Origin of the sequence: Paraburkholderia sp. Cy-641 (assembly GCF_011752945.1) — a bacterium.
Lineage (GTDB): Bacteria > Pseudomonadota > Gammaproteobacteria > Burkholderiales > Burkholderiaceae > Paraburkholderia.
The window spans coordinates 13,377-36,449 of sequence record NZ_VWWM01000032.1 but is presented as its reverse complement, the minus strand read 5'-3'; the positions used below and the strand labels follow the sequence as shown (position 1 = coordinate 36,449).

Below are 23,073 nucleotides of genomic sequence, written 5' to 3'. Positions count from 1 at the left end.
CACCCGCCGCGCCCGTTCAATCGCAGGGCAAGCGGAAAATCACGCAATAGTTCGCAAGCGCATAGCGATTGCCGTGCATGTCGCTCAGATCGCTTGCCGATCGATCCGAATCGCACAGCGTACCGCGCACACCCGAGGCCGGCCCCGCGTTCCAGGCGAGAAACCGCCCCGTGTCATCGCAGTTCATCTGATTGACCGGCGTCAGGCCATAGCCGACCGTTACGGCACCACTCAGCGCACGAGCGGCAACCAGTTCGACCTGTGTCCCATCGACGATCCGCGTGTGCGAGATCGGGACGCGGCCCGTCTGGTCATACAGTTCGAAGCCGTTCATCCCGTCGTCGAGTTGCCGGACCAGCGACGTATCGAAGCGCAGCGGCGGCACCGGCACATGAAAGTCGACGCCAACGCGAACGCTGTCCCGTTGCCGTGCACGCGTCGGCTCGAGCGGCCGCCATTTCTCGCCCGTCGTCAGCCAATGGGCGATGCTTTTTGCCAGATAGTGCCCGTACCAGCGATAGCCGTGATTGGTCAGATGCAGCCCGTCCGCATACGGGAACGGGTACATGGGCGCCACGAGATGCAGGTTCGGGTTGTCGCGTGCTTCCTGCCAATGCGCGAGCGGAATTTCAACCGAGGGATGCAGAGCGGTTCCCGCATAGCGCCCATGGCTGGCGGTCTGATAGAGAAACATCGGAATCGGACGGGTCACGCCGGTCACCGCTTGCAGGTCCGCTTCGAGCGTGCGTTGCAGCAAGGCGACCTGAGCGCGATACCCGACGAGGCCCGTACCGAGCAACGCATCGGCTTCACCCTGCATCAGCGCCAGCGCCGATACGCGGTAGGTCAGTCCGCGGCGCTGCGCTTCCGCGCGCGCCCACCGTACCTGCTCGACGATGTCGCGATAGGGCGGCGTGTCGCGTTGCAGGTTGGCGATTTCTTCGCCGCCCACGCCGACCGCACTGACGATAGTCCGATGCGCCGGCCGGCTCACCGGCCGCAGACGGCCAAGCCAATGGGCAAATCCGGACAGACAGGTTTCGACTTCCGCTTCGAACGCATCGACCAATGCTTGAGGCTGCTTGCCGAGCGCCCGGATACCGGTGTCGTACATGAGCGTGCGCTGGAGCGGCGTGGCGAGCGCAGGCGCACCCTGCGCGCCGATTGCAAGCGATTGCCCCGTGGCAATGAAATGTTCCAGATCGTATTCCGGTACGGGCGGGTGTGAAGTCGTCATGGGGCGGTGGCACACGTTGTCGCGATTCGATGACATGGCAATGTCGGCCGACCATCCTATGTGCGCGGAATGCGGCGCACAAGCCAGATCAGGGTTATCGCGATCAACGATTCCGATCACCCCATGGCAACCCTCACGCGCGCAGCGGAACCGGCGCCGCCTTGCGACGGGTCACGAGCAGCAATACCGCGCACGCCGACAGGAGTTCGAACGCGGCGGCCACGAGAAAGATCGGCGTGAAGTCCCATTGCGCCCGGACCATCGCGCCGCCAATCGCCGGACCGATCATGCCCGCCACCTTGGAAGCGCCATGCGCCCACGCCACGCTGGTCGCGCGCATCTCAGCGGGAGAGATCGTCGCGCAAAAGGCATTCAGCGCGCCCCAACTGCTGTTGTACAGAAAGCCGAGCGCCGCGAACGCGAACGGTGCCCATTGCGAATACACGTCCATGGTCGCAATGACCGCGACGATCAGCGCGGACGCCGTCAGATAGCTCGGCAACACGCGCGCCGCGCCGAAGCGGTCCATCACGAAGCCGCTGCTCGCCGTGCCGATCACGCCCGCAATCGCGCTGACGGCAAGCAGTCCTGCGATGTGCGCCATGGGCATGTGACGCGTGAGGTGCAGCAGCGTCGTGGTCCACGAGTTGTTGATGTAGCTGAAAATGCCGGTCGCGAGGTAAGCCCCCCAGAGCAGCAGCGTAACGGCCGCACGGCCGTTCGTGAACAACACCTTCGGCGAAAGCTTGTACACGCGCTGATGCTTGTCGTGCACGGCATAGCGTTGCCCGGGCGCCGCCACGAACGCCGGATCGAGGCGGCGCAGCGTGTTGCCGATCGCCGGGTTCGCGGGGTCGCGCATCGCCAGGAATTGCAGCGACTCGGGCAGCCATAGCCACAGGCAGCCCGCCAGCACGAGCGGCAGCAGGCCGCCCACCCAGAACGCCGCCTGCCAGCCGAACGGCAGTATCCACGCCTGCACGCTCGCGCCGATCAGGTTGCCGCCCGCATAGCCGCAAAACACCACCGAAACCGCCGCCGAGCGATACTTCGCGGGCGCGAACTCGTTGGCGAGCGTAATGGCGGCGGGAATCACGGCACTGAAGAACAGCGCCGCCGCGAAGCGCATGACGTCGAGTTCCAGCACGCTGCGAACCTGCGAGGTGGCGATCGTCAGCACGGCAAACACGGGCATGGCGACGAGCAGCACGCGCCGTCTGCCGAAGCGGTCCAGCATCGGGCCGGAAACCAGCGTGCCGATCAATAGCGCCAGTTGTTGAAGGACGAAGACCTGGGTCAGCGCGGCCGGATGTACGTTCAGCCCGTGCGAAAGCGCGGGAAGAATCAGCCCCACCATGAAGATGTCATAGCCGTCGACGACCATCGTCGCCGCCAGCAGCGCAACGATCAGGATATGCAGCCACCGCAGCGGCTGATTGCCCAGTAACGTCCCGACGTTGAGCGTCGTCGTTTCGTTCATGCTGTTGTCTCCATTGTCTTTATGTCGTGATGACGGTGCCCGCGATCCGGTCCGCGCAAGCAGGCCGCGGCGGACGCGAACACGTTAGCGAATCGGTTCCGGCCGAAGCAAGCGGCCATTGGGCTATGTCTCTATAGCCCGAACACTATGAGCCCGGCAGATCATGCCAAAACCGCGCGCATAGCGCATCGAGTTGCGCAGGCTCCGTCGCGGCACGCCGGGCCGTGTCGACGAGGTCCGCCGCCGGGTGCGCGCCGAGCATCCGCGTCGCCTTGCCGGCGAGTTCGCCCATGCCGAAACGCAGGGCCGGATCGCCGGCGCTGTCTGCAACGGTAAGCTCGTGCGTGCTCGCACCCGCCCGCACACTCACGCGTGCCGGCCATTTGGCGGGGTACAGGCCGTCGAGCGACGGGTCGGCCATCACTCGCACACGCGCCGCAAAGTCGGCGAGATCGGCCGTCCATCGCAAGCCGTCGCGCGCGACGTCGTCGAGCGACGCCGGCTGCAACGCCGTGAGCGCGAGTTGCCCGCGCACGCTGACGAGGCTCGCGAGCCGGCCGGCCTCGGGCGGCTCGCGATCGAGCATCGCCGCGTAGGCGGACGGCACACGCACCTCTACCGCTTCGATCGCTGCGGGATCGAGGCCATCGGCAAGCAGCGCCTGCAAACCGTGCACCGCTGCCAACGCCTGCTTGGCCGCGCAGTGAGGCTTGACGCTGATCGACTCGCGCGCGGGCGCATCGCTGTCTTTGCGCGCCAGCCACGCAGCATTCGCCGCTTCGCCGCCGATGCGCCCGAGCCACGCATCGTTGAGCAGAGCGACGTCGCCGTCGATGCCGTCGGCCGCCGCCAACGCCGCGACGCAACCGGCACGGACCGCCTGGCCGAACAGCAGCCAGCGGCCCGGACGCTGTCCCGTGGCACGGCCGATCGGCGGCGGCGTTTGCGCCGCCGCCAGCGCGAGCGCATGACGCATCCGCTCCGGCGTCAGGCCGAGCAGCCGGCCCGCCGTCGCCGCCGCGCCGAACGGCGCCACCATGTAGCTCGGCCATCCGCCGCGCGTGAGCAACGACACGCCGCCCAGCGCGAGCGCAAGGCGAATCGACAGTTCCTCGCCGACGAACAGCGCATCGGCAAAGCGCGACGGCGCAGCCTCCCGCGCGAACGACATACGCAGCGTCAGCGCCGCGGGCAGCACGATCGCGCTCGGCGTGACGGCGCTGGACCGGTGAATGTCATCGACTTCGGTCAGCCGCATCGTCGCGGCGAGGCTCGCGCAGGCGGCGAGCGGCCCGCCGTCGGTATCGGCGACGAAGCGCCGCACGGCCTGGCCTTCCGCGCTCGCCGCGCCCGCGAGCAAAGCAATGGCCGAATCGGCGAGTTGCAGGCCGATCGCCTCGCGATGCGGCTCGCTCGACGCCGACGCCGCGAACCCGGCGAGTTCCTCGATGAACGTGGACACAGGCATGCCGCTCATGAGGCGAGCGAGATGCTCTCGCGGCCGTCGGCGGCGACCGCGAGCGGCACGCTGCCGCGCCACGGGCCGTCCGGCAAGGCGAGTTCGACCGAGAGCACCGCGAGGCCGCCGGCGGACAACGCCGCGACCGGTGGCCGGTCATGCGCGGCCACGACCGACAGCGGATACACGCCCACGCTGGTCTCGAGCGTCCACGCGTTCAGCGCGCCGCCGCCCGGCACGTCGGCGAAGCGCGGCGCCGCCTGCGCGACGGAGAGCGACGCAGCGGCATCCGTCAGCCAGCGGCTCGAGGTTTGCCACGACAACGGCTCGCCACCCGACGCGACGCAGCGGTTCACCCGCACCCAGCTACCCTTGTAGGCCACCGACAGCTCCACCGCGTAGCGTTCGCCGAGCGGCGCGTCGCCTTCCATGCGCGAGAGCGTGGCGTTGCGCGTGAAATCCGGTGCGATTCGCAGCAACACTTCTTCCGCGCCCGCGCGGCGTGCCGACGCTTCGATCGCCGCCAGCACCTCGGCGGCACGCGTCGCGCCGGCCGGAATCGCGAGCAGCGCGGCCTCGCCGATCGCCGTGGCGCGTTTCGCGAGATCGAGTTCGGCGCGATCCGCGGTCTGCCGCAATTGCGCGTAGAGCGCACTGGCATCGACGAGACTGTCTTCACCGAATGCCTTCACGAGCGGCTCGCCCACGGACCACGGCAGCCCATCCAGACCAATCACGCCGATGCGCGCCTTGCTATCGGCACGATCTCCGAGCCCCTGCTCGCGCAGAAACTCCCCTGTCTTCTCGCCAAGACGCGGCGCCGACACGACCTCGCCCAGATGCGAAACCTCGCGAATCCACGGATGCACGCGCGGCGTCAGCGCGGCGAGCAGCGTCGGCGCGCCGTGCGGCAACACCACCGCGAGCGCCTCGCTCCAGTACGGCACGAAGTGCGTGAGCCACTGCACGGGCGCGGGCTGCGCGAACGACGTATAGGCCAGCACCGCATCCAGGCGCGCCTCCCGCATCGCCTGCTGCAACCGCGCCACGCGGGCTTCCAGTATCGCTTGCGGGACTTCCTCCCGCGACCAGCTGATCAAACCTCGACGCATAGTCAGGACTCCTTTTACGCAGGCGGTCAGGCCGGCACACTGATGAGATCGCGCGTCGTTCCCGTGAGAACGTCGCAACCGCTCGCCGTCACGCGCACCGTATCGCCGAGCACCATATAGCCGGCCTCGGGGTGATACGTGTTGGGGTGCACGATCAGCGTCATATCGGGCTCGAGCACGAGTTCGACGTTTTCCAGCACGTGCGGCCCGTCGACGAAAAGGCCCACGCCGTGGCCGCGCACCCGCGTATACGCCGACGTCACGTAGTCCCCGAGACCGTGGCGGCGGAACACGTCGTTCTGCGCGCGCGCCACGTCGCCGTGCGTCGCGCCGGGTCGCACCGCCGCGATCCCCGCTTCGAGCGCCTCCCGGTAGACCGCATAGGCGCGCAGCTGCGTGTCGGTCGGCTCGCCGACCACGAGCGTGCGGCAGATCTGCGCGTAGTAGCCGTCGACGCACGGCGTGAGTTCGGTGGTCACGAGATCGCCCGCCGCGATGCGCCTGTCGCCGGGCGGATGCATGCCGCGCACTTCGCGACCGCCCGTGCCGAGAATCACGAAGTTCTCGGGGCATCCCTGGCTGCGGAACCACGCTTCGACTTCGGCGATCAGTTCGTATTCGCTGCAGCCCACGCGCGCCGCGTCCCGGAACACCGCGTAACCGGCGTCGGCCAGCGCGGTGGCGCGCGCCACCGCATCGGCTTCCGCCGCGCTCTTCCTGACCATCAGCCGGTCGAACCACGCGGTGGCCGCCGTCATGCCCGCGCCCAGTGGCCCCCGGGCAAGACGCGTGGGCGCTACGCCGGATGCCACCAGCGCGGCCTGCGCCGCGCCGCGCGCGGCAATCCAGGCTTCGGCTTGCGCGAGCGGATCGGCCGAGCACGACACCTGCACCGCGGGCTGCTCGGCGGCGAATCGCGCAGCCTCGGCGTGACTGGCGACGAACACCCGCGCGGCGCCGTCGCGTTCGATGCAGGCGATGGCCTCGCCTTCCATCGGCGTGAGGTCGAGCGCGTAACGCAGATAGTCGCTGTGCCACGCGTCGCCCGGCACCACCAGCAGATCGAGCCCGGCATCGGCCATCGCGCGCCGCAGACAGCCCGAACGCTCCTGATGAAGTTGCGCGCTCATGGTGTCGCCTCCTCTTCGTCGAGCCGCACGCCGTAGTCGCGCAACGCCCCCGCCACGCTCACATAGCCCTTTTGCAGATCGTCCTCGATACGCTCGCGCGCACGCTCGCGTGCCTCGCCGTAACCGCCGCCGCCCGCGGTCCAGAACGTGATCGTGTCGCCGGCGGCCAGCGCGATATTGCTTTCCTTCGTCACCGAGCGTTCCGCGCCGTCGTGGCGCCGGATCATGGCCGCGTTGCTCGCGCCCGGATTGCCGCCCTTCGCGCCCCACGGCGGTTCGATGATGCGTTCGAGGTTGACGTTGACGGTGCTCTTTTGCAGCGCCTTGTAGCGCAGCACGACACCCAGACCGCCGCGATGCTCGCCCGCGCCGCCGCTGTCCTCGCGCAGCTGGTGGCATTCGACGAGGAACGGATAGCGGATTTCCTGCAGCTCCACCGGCGTGTTGCGCACGTCGCCCTGGCAGATCGACACCGAGGCCGATGCGCCGTCTTCCTTCGCGCGCCCGCCCCAGCCGCCGCCGAAAATATTCATCAGCACGTAGCGCTCGCCGTTTTCCTCGCGCTGCCCGTAGAAGGAGCAGCCGCCCATGTCGCCCTTGTGAGCGGCCGGCACGAAGTCAGGCAGCGCTTGCGAGAGCGCGCGCAGCAGCGTGTCGATCACGGTCGGCAAGGCGATGCTCCACAGGCCGAGCGCCGCGGGCGGGCGCGCGTTGAGCATGGTGCCTTCCGGCGAAATCAGCGTGAGCGCGCGGAAGCAGCCCTCGTTGACGGGCGCGTGCGGCATCGTGATGCATTTGAACGCGACGCGCGCCGCCGACAGGCCGCCCGAGTAGCCGGAGTTGAGCGGCCCCGGCACCTGCTCGTTCATGCCGGAATAGTCGATGGTGAGATTCGAGCCGTCCACGATCACGGTGACCTTCACGCGCAGCGGCACGTCGAGCCGGCGCCCGTCGCTGTCGAGCCGCGATTCGGCGGTATAGACGCCGTCGGGAATGCTCGCCACCACCGCGCGCGCCTCGGCTTCCGCCTGGTCCCACGAGGCCTCGATGCAATCGCTCACGGTCTGCACCGTGTAGCGCCCATAGAGTTCGGCAAGCCGGCGGCCGCCGAGCTGGCAGGCCGCGATCTGCGCGCGCAGGTCGCCGAGCGACGCCTCGGGAAAGCGGATGTTGTCGGAAATCATCTGCCACACGCCTTCGTTGCGGCGGCCGGCCTCGTAGATCTTGATCGAGCGCATCTGGATGCCCTCGTGGAAGATCTCGTAGGTCTGCACGTTGCCGAAGCCCGTGCGCAGGCCACCCACGTCGGCCCAGTGCGCGCGGTTGGCCGCGAACGCCACCACCTTGCCTTCGAAGAAGCACGGCGTGTACACGACGACGTTGTTCAGATGCTGGCCGCACACGCCGGCGTGATTCATGATGATCACGTCGCCGGGTGCGAAGCCGTCCAGGCCGAAACGGTCGATACCGTCCTTGACGGCGATCCCGAGGTCCGCGAGAAAGATCGGCAGGCCGCCTTCGTTCTGGCAGATCATCCGGCCTTCGGTATCGATGAGCCCGCAGCAGAAGTCGCGCACCTCGTAAATCATCATGTTGTACGCGGACTTGCACAGCGCGAGCGCCATTTCCTCGGCGTAGGCGATCAGGGAATTGCCGACCACTTCCAGCGTGATCGGGTCCACGGCGGGACGACGCGCCGCGGCAACCGCTTGAGAGGTTTGCTGGGTCTTCATGGCTGATTTCCTTCGGGCAGTTTGATGGACACGACCATGTGTCCGTGTTCGGTGATGCGGGCGACGTCGCCGGGGAAGATGACGGTGGTCGAATGCGGCTCCTCGATCACGGCTGGTCCTTCCACCGTGAAGCCGGGCGCGAGCGCCGGGCGCCACAGAATGCGCGCCGTGAGCGGACGCTCGGGATCGTCGAAGATCACCTCGCGCACCTGCTCTTCGCGCGCGGCTTCGGCTTCGAACGGCGCGCTGATGAAACTATCGATGGCGTCGCCGCGCGACACGGTCGCGGTGAGCCGCAGATTGACGACCTCGATGATCTCGCCCGCCGCCGAATGCCCGTAGCGCTGATCGTGCAGTTCGTCGAAGCGCTCGCGCATCGCGGTGTTCGTATGCGACAGCGCATCGGGCCCGGCGAGCGGAACCGTGATGCTGTGCTCCTGGCCGCGATAGCGCAGGTCCACGGCAAAATCGAACTGCGCCTTGTCCGCGTCGAGCTCGTCTTCGGCAAGCTGACGCTTCGCCGCCGCCGTCAGTTCGTCGAAGGCCGCGAGCACAGCCTGCTGATCGAGCTGGCCGAGCACGCCCACGAGCGTGCGCACGAGGTCCTGGCGCCACGGCGCGAGCAGCATGCCCATCGCCGAGAAGTTGCCCGGCAGCTTCGGGATCACGAGCGTCGGAATATAGATTTCCTTGCACAGCGCGGCTGCGTGCACCGGCCCCGCACCGCCGAAGGCGATCATCGCCGTATCGCGCGGGTCGACGCCCTTGCGCACCGACACGGCGCGCACCGCGAGCGCCATCGCCGAGTCCGCGATGCGCACCACGCCCATCGCTGCCTCGTTCACGGAGAGATCGAGCCCTTCGCCGACGTATTTCGCCAGTGCGCCCTTCGCGCCTTCGACATCGAGCGCCATGCCACCGCCGAGGAAGCGGCCCGGGTTGAGACGCCCGAGCACGACGTTGGCGTCGGTGATCGTGGGCTCGACGCCGCCGCGGCTGTAGCACACCGGGCCCGGCGCCGCGCCCGCGCTCTGCGGCCCGACGTGCAGACCGCCCGCCTTGTCGCGCCACGCGATGCTGCCGCCGCCCGTGCCCACCTCGACGATCGACACGACGGGCAACTGCATCGGCTGGCCGGTCGCATAACCGCCGATGTAGTAGCCGTCCTCGATCGCCGGAATGCCTTCGGTGATGAGCGTGGCCTTCGCGGTCGTGCCGCCCATGTCGAAGCCGATCGCCTGACGAATGCCGAGCAGCTTCGCGACGTGCCCGGCGCCGATCATGCCCGCCACCGGGCCCGACTCCATCATCGAGACCGGCTCCACGGCCGCATGCGAAAGCGACATGCTGCCGCCGTTCGAGCGCATGATCTGAATCCCGCCGCGAAAACCGCGCTCGTCCAGATGCGACTTCAGCGTCTGCAGATAGCGCCGCACGCGCGGGCCGACATAGGCGTTGAGCGCCGTGGTCGAGGTGCGTTCGTACTCGCGGAACTCGCGCAGGATTTCGTGCGAGAGCGTCACGAACAGGTCCGGGTAAGCCTCGCGCAGAATGCGGCCGGCCGCCAGTTCGTGCTGCGGGTTCGCATAGGCGTGCAAGAAGCAGATCGCCACCGACTCGATGCCTTGCGCGACCAGTTCGGCACCCAGCCCGCGCACGGCGTCTTCGTCGAGGCGCGTCAGCACTTCGCCCTTCGCGTTCAGACGCTCGCGTACTTCGAAGCGCAGGTCGCGCGGAATCAGCGGCTGCGGACGCTGGAAATGAATGTCGAACGCGTCGGGCCGGTTGCCGCGGCCGATCTCGTAGACGTCACGGAAACCTTCGGTCGTGATCAGCGCGGTTGCCGCGCCCTTGCGTTCGAGCACCGTATTGATCGCCATGGTCGAGCCGTGCAGGAACTCGTCGAGCTCGGCCAGCTGCGTGCCGGCCAGCTCCAGCGCCGTCGCCACACCCTGCGTGGGATTGGCCGGCGTGGTCAGGGTCTTGGCCAGCAGAAGCTCCCCCGCCCGATACCCCACGAGGTCCGTGAATGTCCCGCCTATGTCCACACCAACTTGATTCATCGCATATTCCACATAGTCAGATTTGATCAGTAGTGCGATGCGCTCACGCATCGGCACCGCTCATGCAGCAGAACAGGAATGGCCAACGGTGTAGTTGTCTCCTTTTCCTTTTTGTCGTTCTGTGACCCAACCTTAAGTGACCCCGGGGCACGCAGGCAATCCGCCATCAGGCTATGGATCCATAGTAAGATAGCTATGGGTTATTCGCGGAGCGGAGAGGAACAGATGTTGCCGGTTACATTGCGTGGGCTGCAGGTCTTCGTCGCCGTTGTCGACTCGGGTGGTTTCGGCGCGGCAGCCTTAGCGCTCGACATCGCGCAGCCTTCCGTCAGCGTTCATATCCGCGAGCTGGAAGCCAAGATCGGCGGCGCCCTGTTCGAACGCCGCCCGGGCGTGAGCCCGCAACTCACGGCCGCCGGCCGGGCCTTCTACACCTACGCGCTCGAAACGCTCGAGCGCACGACGGCGATCTCCGCCAATCTCAAGAAAAGCAAACGTAAGCTGCGCTTCGCGGCACAGCGCTTCGTCGCCGATTCCGTGCTGTCGAAATCGCTGGGCGAATTTTCCACCGAGTTTCCGCAAATCGAATTAGTCGCGCTGGCCGGCACGTTCGAGGAAGTGCATTCGTTGTGTTCACGCGGCCAGGTCGACCTCGGGTTTCTGCTCAGCAACGGCGAGGTTCCCGGCTTGCCTGCCGAGCCGCTGAGCCGCTACAGGCTTGCGTTCATCGCCGCGCCGGACCATCCGCTCGCGAACGAGACCGACATCAGCATCGACACGCTGGCGCAGTACCCGTTCATCGTGGCCTACGACACTTCGTACTTCGGCCGCACGATCGCCGACATGCTGCGCGCCGCAGGTCTCGCCGAGCCGATCGTGGCCTCGCAGGCGCAGGAAATGAGCATGGTGCGCAATATGGTGATCGCGGGAATCGGCATCTCGTGTTCGCTGCGGCGCTCGGTGCAAAAGGACATTGCCGCCGGCAGCATCGTGGAACTCGACGTGGACGTCCCGCCGATGCACCTCACGCTGCACTACCTGCGCAACGCGAAATCCGACATGCCGGAGATCGACCGGCTCGTCGAGATCGTGCGGGACGCAGAGAGAATGCGCGTTTGATGCAGCTTGGGCTGTGTCTCGCGCGCGGGTAATCACAGATAAGCGTGCAGGTAAGCGCCGATGAGTGCAGATAAGCGCGGGGCATTGCAGATAAGCGCGCCGCATTCGCGGCGCGAGGCCGCGGGCCTAGAAGCCGCGCAGCGAAGGCGTGGTCCGCGCGACGTTGCGCGAGTCCGCATGCACGACGAATGCGGCGGCGGCCGCGCCGAGCATCGGCAGCGCGCCGATCGCGAAGAAGCTCGCGGCGCTCGATCCCATCGTCAACGCGAAGCCGCCCAGCGTGGGCCCGATCACCGCGCCGAAACGGCCCACGCCGATCGCCCAGCCAAGACCCGTCACGCGCATCCCGGTCGGATAGCAGGTCGCCACCAGTGCATCCGAGGCGCCGACTCCACCTATCACGCAGAATCCCACCACGAATATCAGCGCGGTAAGCAACGCGACGTGCGTGCCGGCGAGCCCGAGACTCACGATGCCCGCGAACGCGATCACGAAGGTGACGACCAGCACGAGGAACGGCGCGTAACGGTCGACAAAACGGCCCAGCAGCAGATTGCCGAACGCGCCGCCCACCTGATAGCCGATCGTCACCGCCGCCGCGGTTTCGATGGACAGTCCGGAATCGTGCAGCATGATCGGCACCCAGCTCGACAGCAGATTGAGATCGAGCAGAACCATGAACGTAATGGCCCATAGCAGCAGCGTCATGCGCGTGCGGCCTTCCGTGAACAGCTCGCGCACCACGAAGCCCGCCGCCTTTTTCTCCGTCACGACATAGGCGGCCCGGCCTTCGGGATCGGCCTCGGGCGCAATGCGGCGCACGCAGCGTGCGAGACGCCGCGGATGTTTCCCCGTCGCCGCCAGAAAGCGCAAGGACTCGGGCAACAGCAGCGCTAGCACCACGGCGAGCACGAGCGGGATCACGCCGCCGATCAGGAACACGACCTGCCAGCCGTGCCGCACGATGAGATGCGCGACGGCCCAGCCACCCAGCGCCGCGCCGATCGAGAAACCGCAGAACATGATCATCGTGGCCGTCACGCGCACGCGCGACGGCATGTACTCGCTCGTCAACGCGAGCGCATTGGGCATGCCGCCGCCCAGCCCGAAGCCGATCAGGAAACGCAGCACGGCCAGTTCGCCGACGGACGTGACCCGCATGGTGGCGAGCGAAAGCAGACCGAAGGCCACGCAACTGAACACCATCACGGGCCGCCGGCCGAACCGGTCCGCGAGCGGGCCGACGACCATCGAGCCGAGCATCAGGCCGATCTGGCCCGCCGCGAAGGCGGGTGTCATCGCGGCCCGATCGATGCCCCATGCCTTGATCAGCGCCGGCGCGACATAGCCGATCGCCATCGTGTCGAAACCGTCCACGAGCAACGCGGCCGCGCACAGCACCGCGACGAAAATCTGGAAACCGCCCAGCTTGCGCTGGTCGATCAGCGCTTCGAGATCGATAGAGTGGCGTTCGGGCATGGCAGTGCTCAGGCGGCGTCCGGCAAGCCGAACAGGCGTCGTGCGTTGCCGTAGAAAATCTTCTGCTGGTCTTCTTTCGACACGCCGACTTCCTCGAACAGCCGCACCGCGGTAGCCGGGTCCCAGCAGGGATAGTCGCTGCCGTACATCACATGCTCCGCGCCGTAAAACTCGATCGCGAAACGGATGCCCAGCTCATGCGGCGACACCGTATCGGTATACATGCGCTTGATGTAGGTGCTCGGCGGAGACAGCAGCTTCGCGGCTTTCGCGTTCTTGTCCATGCGTCCCGCCTGATACGGCAGCGCGCCGCCCGTATGCGACATGATCACCTTCAGGTCCGGATGACGCTCCATGATCCCGGAAAGCACGAGCCGGCAGGCCGACACGCTGACGTCGATGACGCGCCCAAGGCTCAGATACAGCGCGCCGTCGTAGCCGTCGAGAATGTCCGGGAAAATCGAGTCGGTCGGATGCAGGAAGAGCGGCACGCCGAGTTTCGCGACGTGCGCATAGAACGGTTCGAGCCGCGCGGCGTCGATGCGGTCGAGCGAACCGACGCTGCCGGGCAAATTGACGCCCACGAGCCCGAGCTTGCCGATGGCATGATCCACCACTTCGAGCGCCACGTCGGTATCGCGCAGCGGCACGGCGGCGGTGGCCCACAGCCGGCCCGGATAGCGGCGCTGCGCGCCGGCCATTTCCTCGTTCCACATCATGGCCGCCTCGCGGCCCTCGTCCACCGGCAGATCGGAGAAATGCAGCGAGAACGGACCGATCGAGGCAATTACGTCGACCTCGTAGCCGAGCGTGTCCATATGCGCCATTTGCCGGTCGAGATCGAACCACTCCGCGCCGAGATTGAAGCGCGCCACGCTGCCTTCCTGCCGCCAATAGGTATAGCCGCCTTTGCCGTTGCTCTGCGCACGCGGAAAACCTTCACGCTTGCACAACGCCTCGAAGATCGAGCGCGGCCACCAGTGAAAATGAGAGTCGAGAATACGCATGTTCCATGCTCCGTCTGGTCACGCCCACCATGGCCGTGACGTCGTGTAACTGTCCGCGATCCGTTTCAGAACCGCTTGCTGATACCGCACCCGACACCGAACTGGTTGCCCTGTCCGTTCGTGATCGCCGTACCGGTAAACCGGGTGTTGTCGATTTCCGCATACAGCAGCGTCTCTTTCGACAGCGAATAGGTGATGCCCGCCATCAGAAGCGTTTTCGAGCCCTTCTTGCCACGCGCATCGTAATCGGTGCGATAGATCGCATCGGTCAGGGCGAATGCCGGGGTGAACGTATAGACCGTGCCGAGCCAGAGATCGCGCGAAAGACTGTCGCCGGCGAGGCCGTCCTGCCGATCGCCAATATAGCCTCCGGTGACGCGGAACGCGCCGATACGATAGTCCGCGCCTGCCGACAACTGATTGCGATTGAGCCCGGGACCGCCGAAATCGTTCCACTCCGTGTAGGCCGCACCGAAGCGCACGCCGCCAATGCGATAGGTGGCGCCGGCCGCCAGCGCCGTCCCGGTCTTGATGCTGCCGGCCACACCGCCCGGCACGTATTCGGCGCGCGCGATCAGGTTGCCGAATTCGCCGGTGTACTGAATGTCGTTGTCGAAGCGATCCGACGAGGTGCCGACGATATCCTTCGACAACGGCGTGATACTCAGGTAATGAAACGTGAACGGGTCGAACGCGGACACCGTGCGCGCGCTGACCGAGAATTGCCGCCCGAGGTTTACGCCGCCCCAGGGGCCGCTCAGGCCGACCGTCGCTTCACGGGTGAACAATGCGCCGGGCGTGCCGAGCGCACCCGTGCCGCTGTCGAATGCCGACTCCAGTTTGAAGTGAGCCTTGAGTCCGCCGCCAAGATCTTCCTCGCCGGTAACGCCAAAGCGATTCGACTCGTACAAGCCCTTGCCTCCGGTGAGAAATTGTCCATCTCCGGCGCTATCCGCATGCGTAAGGTAGCGCAGACTGCCGTCGATGGAACCGTAAAGCGTGACCGCCGATTGGGCACAGGCCACGCCAGGCGCGATTGCTAACATCGTTAGCGTCGCGACATGGGTCGAGAGGCGCACTTCGTTGTCTCCATTCGTTGTATGTAATCTCCGTACCCGTTGCATGGCACAGCGCCGCTGTCGGAGCCTTGCCTTGTCACCGGTACGGAGTCCTGCGATGACAACGCCTGGTGTCGTCTGTCGCGAGGCACTCGTGGCGTTGCTGTGAAGCTTGCTTTGAAGCAATGTAACGACCGGAGAGCGGTCAAACAATTGCCGGGTGGGCTATGACTTCATAGCACCGAGGCTATGAGTTGAAGGGAAGCGACGGTGGGAGCAAACGTCGAGAGGCCGCGTTGCGGCGTCGACGCTGTCAGGCAGGGAAAGAGACGTCTTGTGTGAGCGACGGGCGCAGGGCGCCCGATCTGACGACGTGCGTCGAAGGCATGCGCAGCAGCAAGAGCGCAATGCAGGTGGAGCTTGCGTACGATCTCAAGGCCGTCAAGCTCCACGGCCCGTACAGGTACACGAAGAACGGCTTCGACAAGCCGCCGAGCAGCGCGACATTCGCCGCGGACATCCGGACGACGTGCTCAATCGATCCGCCGGAATCATCGGGATCGCGGGGATCGCGATTCGCCTTCTCCACGCCCCCGCCCACCCGATTCACGCCGCGGCTGCGCGAACGCAATCCGTTCGCGCAGATTCATCGGCCCGGGCCGAAACAGGCAGGCCTCCATCGTCGTGAGCGAGGGGCTGACTTCGACGGGAAATCCAATGCGGGCGAGCACGTCTTCCTGCAAACGCGCGCCCGGTGCAATCTCCGTCATGACGAGACCGTGCTCGCGCAATTCGAACACGGCACGGTCCGTGATATAGGTCACCTGCTGCCCGCGCTCTCGCGCCAACTGGCCGGAAAAACTGATCTGGTCGACGCGCTCGACGAATTTGTCGAATGCCCCGTCGCGGCGAATATGCAGCATGCCTTCGTGCAGATCGAGGTCCGACTCTCCGCCCGTCAGCGATCCGCTGAATACGAGGCGGCGAGTATTCTGCGTCAGGTTGATGAAGCCGCCCGAACCGTCGTAGCGTTTGCCGAAGCGCGTCACGTTGACATTGCCGTCCCGGTCCACCTGGGCAAACGACAGGAACGCGCAGGTCAAGCCGCCGCCGTCGTAAAAGTCGAACTGATAACCCTGGTCGAGAATGACGCGCGGATTGACCGCCGTGCCGAATTCGCGCGTATGGCCGGGCACGCCGCCGACGACGCCCGATTCGACGGTCATCGTCACGAGATCCGCTATGCCTTCCTCGGCCGCGATGTTCGGGATCATCGCGGACAAGCCGGCGCCGAGATTGATGATGTCGCCGCGGCGCAGTTCGAGCGCCGCGCGCCGCGCGATCACACGGCGCACGGTGAGCGGATCGGGCTCGATCATCGCCACCGGCAGGCGCGTCTCGCCGCAGCGTGCCGGATCGTAGCGGGTCGTATAGGTCTGGATCTGCTCGGGATCGACGACGAAATAGTCGATGAGAAAGCCCGGAATCTTGACCATCTGCGGATGCAGGCTGCCACGCTGCACGATGCGCTTGACCTGGCAGATCACGATACCGCCGGCGTTATGAGCGGCCTGGGCAATCGACAGGTCCTCGCGCGTGGTCGCCTCGTGCTCCATGCTCACATAGCCGTCTTCGTCGGCCGAGGTGCCGCGAATGATCGCGATGTCCGGCACACCCGGCGCACGATAGAAAAGACACGCCTCGCCGGCGAGGGTCAGCAGCTCGACCATCGGCTCGGTCGTGCGCGCGTTCATCCGGCCGCCATCCTGGCGTGGATCGATATAGGTCTGCAATCCGGTGCGCGAAATCAGACCGGGCTGCCGCCCCGCCATCGCGCGGCATAGCTGCGTCATCACCCCTTGCGGGAAGTTGTATCCCTCGATCCGGTTTTCGCGGATCAGCTTCATGAACGGCACCTGCATGCCGAAGTTTCCGCCGATCACCCGCCTGACGAGCGTTGCATGGGCGAGCCGGCACAGGCCCTTCTCGTGAACGGCACCGACCCCGGTCACATGGAACAGCGTCAGGTCGTGCGGACCCTCGCCGCGCAGATGGCGACGCTCGAGCGCTTCGAGAATCGATTCGGCCACGCCCGAGCCGGTATTGCCGCCCACCATCAGGAAATCCCGGTCGGATACCAGGGCGGCCGCTTCGTCGGCGGAAATGCATTGAATCACGTCAACTCCCGAAAGAACCTCGTCGAAACATCGGCCTAATCCACGGCACGCCGCATCAGGCGATACTGTTCAGGAAAGCACGCGCGCGCAAATCCTGCGGCCGCGAGAAGAACACGTCCGGCGGCGCGACCTCGAGAATTTCGCCCTTGTCCATGAACACGACGCGATCGGCCACCATGCGGGCAAAGCTCATCTCGTGCGTGACGCAGATCATCGTCATGCCGTCGCGAGCAAGGCCGACCATCACGTCGAGCACTTCCTTGATCATCTCCGGGTCGAGCGCCGAGGTCGGCTCGTCGAACAGCATCACGCGCGGCTTCAGGCACAACGCACGCGCGATCGCCACACGTTGCTGCTGGCCGCCCGACAATTGCCCCGGATACTTGGCCGCGTGCTCCTGAATCCGCACGCGTTCGAGGTAGTGCATCGCAAGCGCGGTGGCGTCCTTGCGCGACAATTTTCTGATCCACATCGGCGCGAGAATCAGGTTGTCGAGCACCGTCATATGCGGGAACAGATTGAACTGCTGAAACACCATCCCGACTTCCTGGCGAACCGCTGCCAGATTGTGCCGCTGCGCGTCGAGCGCGTGTCCGTCCACGACGAGCCGGCCTTGCTGGCAGGCTTCGAGACCGTTGACGCAGCGGATCAGGGTCGATTTGCCGGAACCCGACGGCCCGCAGATCACGATCCGCTCACCCTGCCGCACGGCGAGGTTGATGTCCTTCAGCGCGTGATAACTGCCGTACCACGCATTCACGCCGACGAATTCGACGATGAGCGGTTTAGCGACGTCGCTCATCGCTATCCCCCCGCGAGCAGCGAGCGGTTCGTCTGCGCGAGCGCGAGGTCGATCGCGCGCGCCGCCGTGGCATCGATGGGCTGGAACGGCGACCTCGTCCGCGCCGACGCGATCACGTCGAGACGCTGCAGCGCGTACTTGATGCGGGCATACATTTCGTTGCGCGGCGCCATATAGATCGCGGAGACGAGCGGTTGCAGGCTCGCGCTGACCGCGCGCATCGCGGCGACGTCGCCCCGTTGGGACGCGCGCCACAATTCGACGAGCGGCCGCGGCGCGAGGCTGGCCAAACCGGACAGGATGCCGTCCGCACCGCTCGCGAGCTGCGCGAGAAACCAGTCGAAGTTCGAAGCGAGAATCGCGAATTCCGGGCGCGCCGCTTTCAGCGCGCGAACATTGTCCTCGTAGGCCCGAATCGAATCGCTGCCTTCCTTGACCGCGACCACCGAGGGCAGCGCGGCGAGCCGCACGAGCGTCTCGGTCGAGTACCCATAGCCGGACGCAAGCGGATACTGGAATACGATCACCGGCCGATCGACCGCCTCAGCAATTGCGCGCACATAGGCAACCACCATCTCGGGCCGCGCGCCCGCGAAGGTCGCGGGCGGAAACACGGTCAGCAGGTCCGCGCCGGCCTGCGCAGCCGCGCAAGCCTCCACGACGGCTTCGCGCGTCGATTGCGCGAGAATGCCGGCGATCAGCGGACGCGCCGCGCCGAGCCGCTCGCGCGTGCAACGGATCACGTCTTCGCGCTCGCCGCGGGACAGCGCCCCGCCCTCGCCGGCGTGCCCGTTGACGAACACGGCTTCGATGCCGTCGGGCGAGGCCGCATGCGCGAGCGCGCGCTCGTAGCTGGTCCAGTCGATCGACTCGTCGTCGTTGAACGGCAGCACCGTCGCGACGACGACGCCCGTCAAAGCGTTATTCGATGTCATGTTGCGCGTTTCCCTATCAGGTCATCGGTTCATCGGATCGAGAATCGAATATCAGCCGCGCAACGCCTCGTGCGCCGCGCCGAAATGCCGTTCGAGGCGTTGCTGGAGCACGCCCCATGCGGTCGTCATCAGCAGGTAGAAGATGGCCGCGGCGCAGAACACTTCGAGGACCTCGAACTTCTCCTGCATCAGCATCTGGCTGCGCCGCATCAGTTCTTCCATCGAAATCACCGACGTGATCGACGTCGACTTCAGCAAGCCGTTGACCGAGTTGCCGAGCGACGGCAGCATCAGCCGGAACGCCTGCGGCAGCGTGACCTTCCAGAGCACGAGCCATTTCGGCAGGCCGAGCGCCCCGGCCGCCTCGTACTGGCCGCGCGGCACGCCCATGAAGCCGCTGCGGATGATTTCCGCGAGATACGCGGCCTCGTTGAGGATCAGCGCGAGCAGCGCCGAGCCGACCACGCCGAAGCGCAGCCCGAGCTGCGGCAGTCCCGTATAGATGATGACGAGCTGGATCAGCAGCGGCGTGCCGCGAAAGATCCAGATATAGCCGCGCACGGCAGCGACGACGATCCGCTGGCGCGCCATGCGCAGCAACGCGAGCAGCATGCCGAGCACGAGCCCGCCCACGATCGTGACCATCGTGAGCGCGAGCGTGACGAGCACGCCGCGCAACAGGAATCCGTTCGTCAGGTAACCGAAGAAGTCCGGCAGATTGAACAGGGGCATGGGAGCGCGATCCTCACACCGGACCCGGGCCGCGCACCGTGATCTTCGCGTCGGGCAACGGCGTCATACCGAAGCGCGTCAGCAGCTTCGCATAGCTGCCGTCCGCGCGCATGGCGTCGAGCGCGCCCGCCACGGCCTCGGCCACCGCGCGCGTGCGGAACGCGAGCGTGGTCTGCGTGGCGCCCTGTCCCGTCAGCGCCATCACCGCCTGCTTGCGGTTCACGATATCGACCGCCGTGTAGCTCGGCAATACCGCCATGTCGATCTGCCCGGCGCGCAGCGCGGCGATCACGTCGCTCGCGGTAGTGTAGGCATGCACCTCGATCGCGGCGCCCTTCTCGTCCGTGGCTTCCTTCGCGCGGTCGCGCAGCCAGCGCTCCTGGTACGAGTCGGACTCCACGCCCACCGCGTGACCGCGCAGCGCCTTGACGTCGGCAACGGCGAGCGGGTGCTGCGGCGAGACGACGACGTCCAGCGTCGAGATCGCGTAGGGCACCGTGTACATCATCTTCGAGCGCTCTTCGGTCCAGAACATGCCGGTGTTGATGCCGTCGATGCGAGCCGCCTTCAGCGCGGGAATCATCGCCGGGAAGTCCATCCGCACGAAATCCACCTGCAGGCACAGGCGCTGGCCGATCGACTCGCCCAGTTCGACGTTCATGCCCATCAGCTTGCCCTCGGCGTCGACATACTGGAGCGGCGGCAAGGTCGGGTTCGTCGACATCGACAGATGGCCCGCCGCCACGAGCTGGTTCGACGGAACGCTGCCGACGCAGGTGGCACCGGCGGGCACTGCGTGCGCGAGCGACAGCAGTCCGGCCGTCAGCCACACCGGACAAAAAGAAAGCAGACGCGAGGCAAACATGGAACCTCCTGGGTCGGGTATCAGCGCGTCCGCCCATGCGAACGCCATCCATCCAGACGTTACCGGCTTCTGCGCATCGCGTACCAGTAGAAAAAAATGGCCGACTATAAACCGCTGTTATAGGCGGCGGCCGAAGCACGCCGGCAGGGCCCGGCAAACGGCGCGCGAACTCGCGGCCGCGGGCCGGAACGACGGCCGCGGTAGGGCAAAAGCCCATATCACGCCATTTTTGGCTGGCTACAATGGTTCGTCCCGCAGACGTAGACAGGTAGAGCATGCAGATGAATTCCGGCGCGTCGGCCCGGGTGCTGATCAACCTCCGGCAACTCGAAGTGCTGCGCGCCGTGATGCGCTATCGCACGACCATCGGCGCCGCCGACGAACTCGGCATGTCGCAGCCGGCCGTCAGCAACGCGATCCGGCTCGCGGAAGCCAAGCTCGGCTTTCCGCTGTTCGATCGCGTCAGCAACCGCCTGATCCCGACCGTCGAGGCGAAGATGCTGCTCGACGACGCCGAGCCGCTCTTTCTGGTGCACCAGGCAATCCAGCAGAAGGCTTGGGACCTGCGCACCGGCCGCGCCGGTGTGCTGCGCATCTTCGCGACCGCCGAACTGTCCGAATGGCTTGTGCCGAAGGTGCTGACGCGCTTCGCGGTCGATCACCCGCTCGCGAAGATCAATCTGGAAACGCTGCGCGTCGACAGCATGATCGAAAACCTCGATTCGGGCATGGCCGATATCGGCCTCGCGATGATGGCGCCGTCCCCCGCGAGCCTCGACAAGGAATTGCTCGCGGAATTCGAGGTAATGTGCGTGGCGCCCGTCGGCGATCCGATCGAGGGTCTCACGCACGTGACGCCAGCCGACCTGGAAGGCCGGCGGCTGATCGGTCCGCCGGCCGGCAGCCCGCTCGGGCGGTTGATCGAGCGCGGCCAGGAAGCGAACGGCAGCTGGTTCGCGGCCGATATCGAGGTGCGCTTCTCGAACGTCGCGTGCCGGCTCGTCCGGGAAGGACTCGGCACGGCGTTGGTCGACGAGTTGTCGATCTGCGCGCAGCCGCCCGGCTCGCTCGTCGTACGGCCGTTCCGTCCGCAACTGCCGGTTCCGCTCTCCGTGTTGCTGCCGGGAAACCGGCCTCGCCAGCGGCTCGCCGAGAGCTTTATCCAGCATGCGCGCGCGGTCGTCGGCGAACTCGTGCACGCGCGTTCGAACCCGGGCTGACCGCGCCGCTCTCGCCGCTCTCGCCGCTCTCGCTGGTCTCGCTGGTCTCGCTGGTCTCGCACAAGCGCCGCTTATGGCAGCGCCCGCAGCGTGTCGCGCCGGTTTATGTCCATGACTTATAGTTGCCGGGCGGCAATTAATAGCTGCCATCGCGTTATCGCCAGGGTGTCCTTGATATTCTGAATGGGCTGATCCGTTGCGCGCCGATGCCGTGCCGCGACGGAAGACTTCCTGCTTCCGGAGTGTTCATGGCCGCTTTGCTCGACGGTATTCGCGTAATCAGTTTCAACCACTTCCATGCGGGGCCGATGGCCGCGCAAACGCTCGCCGATCTCGGCGCCGACGTGATCGCGGTGGAGCCGCTGCAGGGCGCGTTCCATCGCAACTGGGCCGTTGCCGACCGCTTCGTCGGCGGGCAGAGCGTGAATCTGCTGACGACGGGGCGCAACAAGCGCAGCGTCGCACTCGACATCAAGCATCCGCAGGGACGCGCGCTGGCCAGGCAGTTGCTGGAGCACGCCGACGTCGTGATGGAAAACTTCCGCCCCGGCGCAATGGCGCGCCTCGGGCTCGGTTACGAAGACATCCGCGTGCTCAATCCGCGCGTGATCTATGCGAGCGCGAGCGGTTACGGTTCGAGCGGCCCATATGTCGATCGGCCGGGCCAGGACCTGCTGCTGCAAGCGCTCTCGGGGCTCGCGGCCCGCACCGGGTCTCGCGCGAGCGGGCCGACGCCGGTCGGTGCCGTCGTCGTGGACCAGCACGCCTCGACGTTGTACGCGATGAGCATTCTCGCCGCGCTCGTGAACCGCGAACGCACCGGCGAGGGACGCCTTGTGGAAGTCAATCTGCTGCAGGCGGCGATCGACCTGCAGGCGGAATCGCTGACCGCTTGGCTGAACGGCGCGCGCGGCGCCGAATCGCGTGCCGAACACGGTCTTGCCGCATGGTTCAGCGCCGGCGCGTATGGCATTCACCCCACCTCCGACGGTCATCTCGCGATTGCGATGGCGTCGCCCCGCGCGCTGGCCGCCGCGCTCGATCTGCCGGCACTCGCCTCGATCGCCGATGCCGATGCGTACCGCGAGCGCGACACGATCGGACGCGCGGTTCACGAGCGTCTGCACACGCAGGACACCGCGCACTGGCTCGCGGTGCTCGGCGAGCACGGCATCTGGCACGCGCCGGTTCAGGACTACGACGATCTGCTCGCCGATCCGCAACTGGATCACCTCGATGCGTTTCGCACCGTCCGCGGCGCAACGGGCGAGGACGTGACGCTGCTCGGCAACCCGATGCGCTTCGACGGCGACACGCTACCGGTACGGCTCGCGCCGCAGCCGCTCGGCGCACAGACGGCCGAGGTCCTGCGCGAGCTCGGCTATCGCGACGACGACATCGCGGCACTGGTGTCGCAGCGGGTCGTCGCGCTCGCCGAGCCCCCGTCCGCCACGGCCTGATCCGC

19 protein-coding genes are annotated in these 23,073 nt (G+C 66.5%); 3 read left to right on the top strand and 16 right to left on the bottom strand.

Features of this window, described 5'->3' with window-relative positions; all coding sequences use genetic code 11:
• Nucleotides 1–16: 16 nt before the first annotated feature.
• The 7 genes from F3J20_RS18950 to F3J20_RS18920 form a co-directional block, all read right to left on the bottom strand.
• A complete protein-coding gene (locus tag F3J20_RS18950) occupies nucleotides 17–1,237 on the bottom strand; it encodes a sialate O-acetylesterase (protein WP_167284195.1) in 1,221 nt (406 codons plus the stop codon).
• Between the two features lie 133 nt (nucleotides 1,238–1,370).
• Nucleotides 1,371–2,717: an MFS transporter gene (locus F3J20_RS18945; protein ID WP_167048932.1), complete on the bottom strand. Its 1,347-nt coding sequence runs from the start codon at nucleotides 2,715–2,717 to the stop codon at nucleotides 1,371–1,373.
• Between the two features lie 145 nt (nucleotides 2,718–2,862).
• Nucleotides 2,863–4,194 carry an MmgE/PrpD family protein gene (locus F3J20_RS18940; RefSeq protein WP_167284194.1) on the bottom strand — a complete coding sequence of 444 codons (1,332 nt, stop codon included), beginning with the start codon at nucleotides 4,192–4,194 and terminating at the stop codon, nucleotides 2,863–2,865.
• The gene (locus tag F3J20_RS18935; RefSeq protein WP_167284193.1) at nucleotides 4,191–5,288 is read right to left on the bottom strand and encodes an aminopeptidase P family N-terminal domain-containing protein; all 1,098 of its coding nucleotides are present in this window, start codon (nucleotides 5,286–5,288) and stop codon (nucleotides 4,191–4,193) included. The genes F3J20_RS18940 and F3J20_RS18935 overlap by 4 nt, the downstream gene beginning before the upstream one ends.
• Nucleotides 5,289–5,314: 26 nt before the next feature.
• Nucleotides 5,315–6,418, bottom strand: coding sequence for a Xaa-Pro peptidase family protein (locus F3J20_RS18930; RefSeq protein WP_167284192.1), 1,104 nt, complete (start codon nucleotides 6,416–6,418; stop codon nucleotides 5,315–5,317).
• On the bottom strand, nucleotides 6,415–8,151 hold the full coding sequence (locus F3J20_RS18925) for a hydantoinase B/oxoprolinase family protein (RefSeq protein WP_167284191.1): 1,737 nt from the start codon (nucleotides 8,149–8,151) through the stop codon (nucleotides 6,415–6,417). The genes F3J20_RS18930 and F3J20_RS18925 overlap by 4 nt, the downstream gene beginning before the upstream one ends.
• On the bottom strand, nucleotides 8,148–10,214 hold the full coding sequence (locus F3J20_RS18920) for a hydantoinase/oxoprolinase family protein (RefSeq protein WP_167048942.1): 2,067 nt from the start codon (nucleotides 10,212–10,214) through the stop codon (nucleotides 8,148–8,150). Before F3J20_RS18920 ends, F3J20_RS18925 begins: the two co-directional genes overlap by 4 nt.
• A 78-nt stretch (nucleotides 10,215–10,292) precedes the next feature.
• Here F3J20_RS18920 and F3J20_RS18915 point away from each other — a divergent pair, with 78 nt between their 5' ends.
• Complete coding sequence (locus tag F3J20_RS18915) at nucleotides 10,293–11,333, top strand: LysR family transcriptional regulator (RefSeq protein WP_167048944.1); 1,041 nt, start codon at nucleotides 10,293–10,295, stop codon at nucleotides 11,331–11,333.
• Nucleotides 11,334–11,459: 126 nt separating this feature from the next.
• Here F3J20_RS18915 and F3J20_RS18910 read toward each other — a convergent pair whose 3' ends face one another.
• The 9 genes from F3J20_RS18910 to F3J20_RS18870 all read right to left on the bottom strand — a co-directional run bounded on the left by F3J20_RS18910 (nucleotide 11,460) and on the right by F3J20_RS18870 (nucleotide 20,388).
• A complete protein-coding gene (locus F3J20_RS18910) occupies nucleotides 11,460–12,812 on the bottom strand; it encodes an MFS transporter (RefSeq protein WP_167048946.1) in 1,353 nt (450 codons plus the stop codon).
• 8 nt (nucleotides 12,813–12,820) lie between these two features.
• A complete protein-coding gene (locus F3J20_RS18905; protein WP_167284190.1) occupies nucleotides 12,821–13,819 on the bottom strand; it encodes an amidohydrolase family protein in 999 nt (332 codons plus the stop codon).
• A 65-nt stretch (nucleotides 13,820–13,884) separates the two neighbouring features.
• The gene (locus tag F3J20_RS18900; protein WP_167284189.1) at nucleotides 13,885–14,865 is read right to left on the bottom strand and encodes a porin; all 981 of its coding nucleotides are present in this window, start codon (nucleotides 14,863–14,865) and stop codon (nucleotides 13,885–13,887) included.
• A 325-nt stretch (nucleotides 14,866–15,190) separates the two neighbouring features.
• Nucleotides 15,191–15,466 (bottom strand): hypothetical protein, encoded by a 276-nt coding sequence (locus F3J20_RS18895; RefSeq protein ID WP_167048952.1) that lies wholly within the window; start codon nucleotides 15,464–15,466, stop codon nucleotides 15,191–15,193.
• Nucleotides 15,429–17,054: a malonate decarboxylase subunit alpha gene (locus F3J20_RS18890; RefSeq protein WP_167048954.1), complete on the bottom strand. Its 1,626-nt coding sequence runs from the start codon at nucleotides 17,052–17,054 to the stop codon at nucleotides 15,429–15,431. The genes F3J20_RS18895 and F3J20_RS18890 overlap by 38 nt, the downstream gene beginning before the upstream one ends.
• 55 nt (nucleotides 17,055–17,109) lie before the next feature.
• Nucleotides 17,110–17,856: an amino acid ABC transporter ATP-binding protein gene (locus F3J20_RS18885; RefSeq protein ID WP_167048956.1), complete on the bottom strand. Its 747-nt coding sequence runs from the start codon at nucleotides 17,854–17,856 to the stop codon at nucleotides 17,110–17,112.
• A gap of 2 nt (nucleotides 17,857–17,858) precedes the next feature.
• Complete coding sequence (locus F3J20_RS18880; protein ID WP_167284188.1) at nucleotides 17,859–18,791, bottom strand: dihydrodipicolinate synthase family protein; 933 nt, start codon at nucleotides 18,789–18,791, stop codon at nucleotides 17,859–17,861.
• 51 nt (nucleotides 18,792–18,842) lie between these two features.
• Nucleotides 18,843–19,523, bottom strand: coding sequence for an amino acid ABC transporter permease (locus tag F3J20_RS18875; protein ID WP_167048960.1), 681 nt, complete (start codon nucleotides 19,521–19,523; stop codon nucleotides 18,843–18,845).
• Between the two features lie 13 nt (nucleotides 19,524–19,536).
• The gene (locus F3J20_RS18870) at nucleotides 19,537–20,388 is read right to left on the bottom strand and encodes a transporter substrate-binding domain-containing protein (protein WP_167284187.1); all 852 of its coding nucleotides are present in this window, start codon (nucleotides 20,386–20,388) and stop codon (nucleotides 19,537–19,539) included.
• A gap of 275 nt (nucleotides 20,389–20,663) precedes the next feature.
• Between F3J20_RS18870 and F3J20_RS18865 the strand changes: the two genes are divergently transcribed.
• Both F3J20_RS18865 and F3J20_RS18860 read left to right on the top strand, forming a co-directional pair.
• Nucleotides 20,664–21,608, top strand: coding sequence for a LysR substrate-binding domain-containing protein (locus F3J20_RS18865; RefSeq protein WP_167284186.1), 945 nt, complete (start codon nucleotides 20,664–20,666; stop codon nucleotides 21,606–21,608).
• A gap of 248 nt (nucleotides 21,609–21,856) precedes the next feature.
• Nucleotides 21,857–23,068: a CaiB/BaiF CoA-transferase family protein gene (locus tag F3J20_RS18860; protein ID WP_167048966.1), complete on the top strand. Its 1,212-nt coding sequence runs from the start codon at nucleotides 21,857–21,859 to the stop codon at nucleotides 23,066–23,068.
• The last annotated feature ends 5 nt before the right edge of the window (nucleotides 23,069–23,073 follow it).

Coding starts and splice junctions, on each gene's coding strand:
- F3J20_RS18950 (WP_167284195.1), bottom strand. CDS start 1,237: ATGACGACTTCACACCCGCCCGTACCGGAATACGATCTGGAACATTTC.
- F3J20_RS18945 (WP_167048932.1), bottom strand. CDS start 2,717: ATGAACGAAACGACGACGCTCAACGTCGGGACGTTACTGGGCAATCAG.
- F3J20_RS18940 (WP_167284194.1), bottom strand. CDS start 4,194: ATGAGCGGCATGCCTGTGTCCACGTTCATCGAGGAACTCGCCGGGTTC.
- F3J20_RS18935 (WP_167284193.1), bottom strand. CDS start 5,288: ATGCGTCGAGGTTTGATCAGCTGGTCGCGGGAGGAAGTCCCGCAAGCG.
- F3J20_RS18930 (WP_167284192.1), bottom strand. CDS start 6,418: ATGAGCGCGCAACTTCATCAGGAGCGTTCGGGCTGTCTGCGGCGCGCG.
- F3J20_RS18925 (WP_167284191.1), bottom strand. CDS start 8,151: ATGAAGACCCAGCAAACCTCTCAAGCGGTTGCCGCGGCGCGTCGTCCC.
- F3J20_RS18920 (WP_167048942.1), bottom strand. CDS start 10,214: ATGAATCAAGTTGGTGTGGACATAGGCGGGACATTCACGGACCTCGTG.
- F3J20_RS18915 (WP_167048944.1), top strand. CDS start 10,293: ATGGCCAACGGTGTAGTTGTCTCCTTTTCCTTTTTGTCGTTCTGTGAC.
- F3J20_RS18910 (WP_167048946.1), bottom strand. CDS start 12,812: ATGCCCGAACGCCACTCTATCGATCTCGAAGCGCTGATCGACCAGCGC.
- F3J20_RS18905 (WP_167284190.1), bottom strand. CDS start 13,819: ATGCGTATTCTCGACTCTCATTTTCACTGGTGGCCGCGCTCGATCTTC.
- F3J20_RS18900 (WP_167284189.1), bottom strand. CDS start 14,865: ATGTTAGCAATCGCGCCTGGCGTGGCCTGTGCCCAATCGGCGGTCACG.
- F3J20_RS18885 (WP_167048956.1), bottom strand. CDS start 17,856: ATGAGCGACGTCGCTAAACCGCTCATCGTCGAATTCGTCGGCGTGAAT.
- F3J20_RS18880 (WP_167284188.1), bottom strand. CDS start 18,791: ATGACATCGAATAACGCTTTGACGGGCGTCGTCGTCGCGACGGTGCTG.
- F3J20_RS18875 (WP_167048960.1), bottom strand. CDS start 19,523: ATGCCCCTGTTCAATCTGCCGGACTTCTTCGGTTACCTGACGAACGGA.
- F3J20_RS18870 (WP_167284187.1), bottom strand. CDS start 20,388: ATGTTTGCCTCGCGTCTGCTTTCTTTTTGTCCGGTGTGGCTGACGGCC.
- F3J20_RS18865 (WP_167284186.1), top strand. CDS start 20,664: ATGCAGATGAATTCCGGCGCGTCGGCCCGGGTGCTGATCAACCTCCGG.
- F3J20_RS18860 (WP_167048966.1), top strand. CDS start 21,857: ATGGCCGCTTTGCTCGACGGTATTCGCGTAATCAGTTTCAACCACTTC.